The organism is Pseudomonas sp. AGC41 (assembly GCF_057334555.1).
In genome coordinates, this window is sequence record NZ_JBHFJB010000034.1 from 1 (window position 1) to 4651 (window position 4651).

At 61.6% G+C, this 4651-nt stretch carries 4 protein-coding genes; all 4 read right to left on the reverse strand.

Annotation, left to right across the window (positions count from 1 at the left end):
• Nucleotides 1–24: 24 nt before the first annotated feature.
• Nucleotides 25–408 carry a glycine cleavage system protein GcvH gene (gene gcvH, locus ACE04F_RS06105; protein ID WP_486105438.1) on the reverse strand — a complete coding sequence of 128 codons (384 nt, stop codon included), beginning with the start codon at nucleotides 406–408 and terminating at the stop codon, nucleotides 25–27.
• Nucleotides 409–460: 52 nt separating this feature from the next.
• Nucleotides 461–1543, reverse strand: a complete 1083-nt coding sequence (gcvT, locus tag ACE04F_RS06110) for a glycine cleavage system aminomethyltransferase GcvT (RefSeq protein ID WP_486105439.1) — start codon at nucleotides 1541–1543, stop codon at nucleotides 461–463.
• Between the two features lie 162 nt (nucleotides 1544–1705).
• Complete coding sequence (locus ACE04F_RS06115; protein ID WP_486105440.1) at nucleotides 1706–3328, reverse strand: ABC transporter permease; 1623 nt, start codon at nucleotides 3326–3328, stop codon at nucleotides 1706–1708.
• A gap of 187 nt (nucleotides 3329–3515) precedes the next feature.
• Complete coding sequence (locus ACE04F_RS06120; protein WP_486105441.1) at nucleotides 3516–4520, reverse strand: extracellular solute-binding protein; 1005 nt, start codon at nucleotides 4518–4520, stop codon at nucleotides 3516–3518.
• Nucleotides 4521–4651: the final 131 nt, after the last annotated feature.

A 4651-nucleotide genomic window follows, 5' to 3' on the forward strand; every position in this document is an offset into this window, starting at 1 on the left:
GCTCGCTCCCACAGGTATCAAGTGTTACTCGCCGATAGCAGCCTTGTAGCCTGCCGCATCGAGCAACTTGTCCAACTCGGCCTTGTCGCTTGGCTTGAGCTTGAAGATCCAGGCGCCGTACGGATCGGAATTCAGCAACTCCGGCGAGACGCCCAGCTCTTCATTGATCGCAATCACTTCGCCGGAAATGGGGGCGTAGATGTCGGAAGCGGCCTTGACCGACTCCACCACTCCCGCCTGATCACCAGCAGCAAAAATCTTACCGACCTCGGTCAGCTCGACAAACACCACATCGCCCAAAGCCTCCTGCGCGTGGTCGCTGATGCCCACGGTGACGGTACCGTCGGCTTCCAGGCGCGCCCACTCGTGGCTTTCGGCAAAACGCAGTTCGGCGGGGATATCACTCATATTCTATGTCCTCAAGAGAAAGTGTCAGCGGCCAGCGGCCCGCCGCAAAAGGTTAGATCAGGGTTTTGCCATGGCGGACGAAGGTCGGCTTGACCACTCGTACCGGGTACCACTTGCCACGAATTTCCACCTCGGCCCGGTCGGCGGTAGCCATCGGAACACGTGCCAGGGCAATAGACTTACTAAGCGTAGGAGAAAAACTACCACTGGTGATCTCTCCTTCGCCAACATTGGCGATACGGACCACCTGATGAGCGCGTAGAACACCGCGTTCTTCAAGTACCAGCCCGACCAGTTTGTATTGCACGCCAGCCGCCAGTTCGGCTTCCAGCGCCGAGCGGCCAATGAACTGGCGGTTCGCAGGTTCCCAGGCGATGCTCCAGGCCATGTTGGAGGCCAGCGGCGAAACATCCTGATGAATGTCCTGGCCGTAGAGGTTCATACCCGCTTCCAGGCGCAAGGTATCGCGGGCTCCTAGGCCGATAGGAGGAATTCCGGCGCCCACCAGATCGTTGAAAAAGCTCGGGGCTTCATGGGCCGGCAGGACGATTTCCAAACCATCTTCACCGGTATAGCCGGTACGGGCAATGAACCAGTCGCCGTCGGCACGACCTTCGAAGGGCTTGAGCTGCTGGATCAATTGACCGCGCGATTGCGTGACCAGCTCGGCAATCTTGTGCCGGGCTTGCGGCCCCTGGATGGCCAGCATCGCCAATTCGGGACGCTCGTGCAGTTGCACGTTGTATTCACCGAGCTGTGCCTGCATCCAGGCCAAGTCCTGGTCGCGGGTCGAGGCATTGAACACCAGCCGGTAACCGTACTCGACCCGGTAGATGATCATGTCATCGACAATGCCGCCGCGCTCATTGAGCATCGTGCTGTACAGCGCACGGCCGGTGTCCTGGAGGCGATCGACGTCATTGGCCAGCAAGCGCTGCAGCCAGGCCTTGGCCTGGGGGCCGGCAACGTCGATCACGGTCATGTGGGACACATCGAACACACCGCAATCGCGGCGCACCTGATGGTGTTCCTCGACCTGCGAGCCGTAGTGCAGAGGCATATCCCAACCGCCAAAATCGACCATCTTCGCGCCAAGGGCGAGATGCAGGTCATACAGAGGCGTACGCTGTCCCATGGGTTTCTCCTTCCGGGCGTGGCGAGGGTGCGGACGGGTACTGCAGAGCACGAACGCCTGAAAAAATGGCGTCCTCAGCTACCCGGTCCGACGGACGGACCGCACCGAATGCCGCGCATTGTATCCGCATGCCATGGCACTGGCACCTGGAGCCGCTCTCAATTAATTCAGAACGCGCCGATGAGCCGAGCGCCGTATCAATCCGATGACTGGCAACAGCCCGACCAGCACCAGGGTCAGCGCCGGCAATGCAGCCCGTGCCCACTCCCCCTCGCTGGTCATTTCAAAGACCCGCACTGCCAGCGTGTCCCAGCCGAACGGGCGCATCAGCAGGGTGGCGGGCATTTCTTTGAGCACATCGACGAACACCAGCAACGCCGCGCTCAACGTGCCAGGCAGGAGCAACGGCAGATACACTTTGAAAAACAGGCGTGGCCCACTGACGCCAAGGCTTCGTGCGGCCTCGGGCAATGACGGACGAATCCGCGCCAGGCTGCTTTCCAGCGGACCGTAGGCCACGGCCAGGAAACGTATCAGGTAGGCCAGCAGCAGCGCCGCCAAGCTGCCCAACAGCAACGGCTTTCCCGCCCCGCCGAGCAGGGTCGATAGCGGAATGACCAACTCACGGTCCAGATAGCTGAACGCAAGCATGATCGACACCGCCAGCACTGAACCCGGCAAGGCATAACCCAGATTCGCCAGGCCGACACCGGCGCGGATCGGACGGGTCGGCGCCAAGCGACGGGCGAACGCCAGCAGCAAGGCCGCGCACACGGTGACCAGGGCCGCCAGGCCGCCCAGATAGAGGGTATGGATGATCAGCCCGGCATAACGCTCATCCAGGTCGAACCGACCGCGCTGCCAGAACCACACCACCAGTTGCAGCACCGGAATGACAAACGCGCAAGCGAAAACCAACAGGCACCAGCCGCTTGCCGCTGCCGCCTTGAAACCGCGCAAATGGTAAAGCGCCTTGACCCGGGGCCGTTCGTTGCTGGCCCGCTGTGCTCCCCGGGCACGGCGCTCACCGTAGAGCACCACCATCACCGCCAACAGCAACAGGCTGGCCAGTTGGGCTGCGCTGGAAAGGCTGAAGAAGCCGTACCAGGTTTTATAGATGGCGGTGGTAAAGGTGTCGAAGTTAAAGACCGACACCGCGCCGAAATCCGCCAGGGTTTCCATCAGCGCCAGCGCCACGCCCGCGCCGATTGCCGGTCGGGCCATCGGCAGCGCCACCCGCCAGAACGCCTGCCAGGGCGATTGGCCGAGTGCCCGGGCCGCTTCCATCAATCCCTTGCCTTGGGCCAGGAAGGCGCTTCGCGCGAGCAGATAGACGTACGGATAGAACACCAGCACCAACACCAGGATAACCCCGCCGGTCGAACGTACCCGGGGCAGGCGCAAGCCGCTGCCGAACCATTCGCGCATCAGGGTCTGCACCGGGCCGGCAAAATCCAGCAGGCCGACGAAGACGAACGCCAGCACGTAGGCGGGAAACGCGAACGGCAACATTAACGCCCAATCGAGCCAGCGCCGACCGGGGAATTCGCAAAGGCTGGTAAGCCACGCCAGGCTGACCCCCAACAACGTCACGCCGACACCCACACCGAGGATCAGCGTTAGGGTATTACCCAGCAGGCGCGGCATCTGGGTCTCCCACAAGTGGGACCAGATCTGCATATCGATGCTCTGCCAGGACAGCAGCAGGACGCTCAACGGCAACAGGACCAGCGCAGCGACGACGAAGACCAGGGGATACCAGCGGCGTTGGGCGGGGTGGGTCAAGGAAAACTCTCGTAAGACAAACGGTCATGTGGCGAGGGAGCTTGCTCCCGCTGGAGGGCGAAGCCCTCCCGGGATATCTGCCAGGATCCATATGCCGGGGCATGATCCAGGATTTTGGGGCTACTGCGTAGCCCAGCGGGAGCAAGCTCCCTCGCCACGGGTCGTCAATGAGCTGAAAGGGATCGTCTCAGTTCCAGCCGGCACGATCCATCAGGCGAATGGCTTCGGCCTGGCGTTTGCCCGCGACTTCCACCGGCAGAGTGTCGGCCTTGAACTGGCCCCAGGCGGCGACTTCCTTGGACGGCTGGACTTTCGGGTTGGCCGGGAATTCCTGGTTCACGTCGGCGAAGATGCTTTGCGCTTCAGGCGTGGTCATCCACTCCACCAGTTTTTTCGCGGCATCCGGGTGCGGCGCGTACTTGGTCAGGCCGATACCCGAGAGGTTGATGTGCACGCCACGGTCCGCCTGGTTGGGCCAGAACAGCTTGACCTTCAAGTCTGGCTTCTGCTGGTGCAGGCGGCCGTAGTAATAGGTGTTGACGATACCAACGTCGCACTGGCCGGCATTGATCGCCTCAAGCAGCGCGGTGTCGTCGGAGAATACGTCGGTGGACAGGTTCCTGACCCAGCCCTTGAGGATCTCCTCGGTTTTTTCAGCGCCATGGGTTTCGATCAGGGTCGCGGTCAACGACTGGTTGTAGACCTTTTTCGAGGTCCGCAGGCACAAGCGGCCTTCCCATTCCTTGCCGGCCAGCGCTTCGTAAGTAGTCAGCTCAGCCGGTTTGACCCGGTCAGTCGAGTAGGCAATGGTCCGCGCCCGCAGGCTCAGGCCGGTCCAGGCGTGGGACGACGCCCGGTATTGAGGGGGAATGTTGGCATCGATTACCGGCGAGGTGAACGGCTGCAGAATGCCCATCTGCTCGGCTTGCCAGAGGTTGCCGGCGTCGACGGTCAGCAGCAGGTCGGCGCTGGCATTTTTGTCTTCGGCCTTGATCCGCTGCATCAAAGGCGCTTCCTTGTCGGTGATGAACTTCACCGCGACGCCGGTCTTCTTGGTATAGGCATCGAAAACCGGTTTGATCAGCTCATCGATGCGCGACGAATAGACCACCACCTCATCGGCAGCCTGGGCGACGGAAGTGCCGATCAGGGTCAGTGCGAGGGCGGACAGCAGGCGTTTGGTGGCCGACATGGTAGCAGTCTCTCGATTGTGAACAGAGCGCAAATGATAAGGACTCACATTTAGCACCACAATCGAACAGTGGGCAGACACGTTTCCAAATGTTGCACAGGTGGATGAGATGGCTGTTCCGGCCCCATCGC

Bases quoted from the DNA above. Each gene is read 5' to 3' on its own strand.
- gcvH (WP_486105438.1), bottom strand. From the start codon at position 408: ATGAGTGATATCCCCGCCGAACTGCGTTTTGCCGAAAGCCACGAGTGG.
- gcvT (WP_486105439.1), bottom strand. From the start codon at position 1,543: ATGGGACAGCGTACGCCTCTGTATGACCTGCATCTCGCCCTTGGCGCG.
- ACE04F_RS06120 (WP_486105441.1), bottom strand. From the start codon at position 4,520: ATGTCGGCCACCAAACGCCTGCTGTCCGCCCTCGCACTGACCCTGATC.